Origin of the sequence: Pseudomonas fluorescens (assembly GCF_902497785.1) — a bacterium.
In the GTDB taxonomy this organism is placed as follows: domain Bacteria; phylum Pseudomonadota; class Gammaproteobacteria; order Pseudomonadales; family Pseudomonadaceae; genus Aquipseudomonas; species Aquipseudomonas fluorescens_BO.
Genome location: NZ_CABVHK010000066.1, coordinates 1 through 1254 on the forward strand (window position 1 = coordinate 1; position 1254 = coordinate 1254).

At 54.5% G+C, this 1254-nt stretch carries 2 protein-coding genes; one reads left to right on the forward strand and one right to left on the reverse strand.

Features of this window, described 5'->3' with window-relative positions:
- The first annotated feature begins 445 nt into the window (after positions 1 to 445).
- Complete coding sequence (locus F8N62_RS31420; RefSeq protein ID WP_150711846.1) at positions 446 to 715, forward strand: DUF1652 domain-containing protein; 270 nt, start codon at positions 446 to 448, stop codon at positions 713 to 715.
- Positions 716 to 778: 63 nt separating this feature from the next.
- On the opposite strand, the gene F8N62_RS31425 is transcribed toward F8N62_RS31420, so the two are convergent.
- A complete protein-coding gene (locus tag F8N62_RS31425) occupies positions 779 to 1045 on the reverse strand; it encodes a DUF2790 domain-containing protein (RefSeq protein WP_150711847.1) in 267 nt (88 codons plus the stop codon).
- Positions 1046 to 1254 lie beyond the last annotated feature (209 nt).

Genomic DNA, 1254 nt, shown 5'->3' on the forward strand with positions numbered 1-1254 from the left:
GTGGGAGCGAGCCTGCTCGCGAAGGCATTGTGGCAGGTGTACCCAAACACCCACGCCACGCCCATCAAATTTCTCACTGTGCGAGTAGGCTCGCTCCCACAGCGGAAATAATCAGCCCGGCGGTAGTGCTGCGGGTCAATGAACCCAGGATGCCTTCTTGCGTGGGCGTAGAGTCAGCGGATACTGAATGAGCCGCCCGCATTTTTACTGCCTTGCGCCGCAAATCCTGGCTCGCCGGATTGCAATTTGCAGCGGTCAAGCATGGCTTTCTTGCATATTGCATGGCCCGATTTTTAGACGAAATCGCTAAACCATTGATTTACCGATGAACTGCAGGGCGGAATGTGAGGCATGTTTTATGCTGTAGCTGTTCCTTAAAGCTGACCGGTCTACAGAGTCAGTATTTGATTGTTGTTGGCTATCTCACACTCAGGAGAGGGTTGCCATGTTTCTTTCTGCCTTGGAACTCCGCAACATCGTAGAAAGCAGTTTTCTGCCGAAACGTTGTCAATGCACGCTGTCGCCGGACCTGTTAATGACCGTCAAGGTGTATTCGGACGGGGAAACCGACCAAGTGGATCTGTTAAAGACCGGGATCGATGCCAAGTCGCTTAATGGATGTCGGGAAATCAATGACCTGATCGCCACGTTGCGTTCTGACATGCAGGATCGGGCCAGCATCCAGACGCTACATCCCGACCGGCAAGCGCTTTAACCTGCTGTCATCTCCTTCGGGTCTGGCAAAATCGCCAGACCCGCGTTCGTTCCTTCCGACCGATTAATTCTGATAACTGCACGCATCCGACAGTTTGCGATAGGTAATCTCTGCGGGTTTGCCTGACGTATCGATGTACTTCATGTCCGCTGTAATGACTTTGCATTCCATTGTTGTGGGTTCGTTCAGCGAAATGACCTTGGCCACGTGCAGCGGCATGCCGTAGTGATAAGGCACGGCTTGAGAGGAGGCGGTGTCGTTGGCCTGCGCTAGCCCGGCAAAACCGGTGCAGGCGAGTGCGGCGGTAACCAGCAAAATGCGTGTGTTCATGAGTAATCTCCAGTGCAGACAGAAAGTAAGCTCGACGTAACGGGCGTCGAACCTGCCGCACTGGGCGTCAGAAAAACCTGAGGGCGTGCGGTCCAGTAAAGTCTTGGACCGCAGCGTTAAGCGATGGTTAACCCGGCTGAATGCCGCCTGTCGTGAAGGGGATCAACCGCCTGGCGGAATGCCTTCGCGAGCAGGCCCGCTCCCACAGT

Coding starts and splice junctions, on each gene's coding strand:
- F8N62_RS31420 (WP_150711846.1), top strand. CDS start 446: ATGTTTCTTTCTGCCTTGGAACTCCGCAACATCGTAGAAAGCAGTTTT.
- F8N62_RS31425 (WP_150711847.1), bottom strand. CDS start 1,045: ATGAACACACGCATTTTGCTGGTTACCGCCGCACTCGCCTGCACCGGT.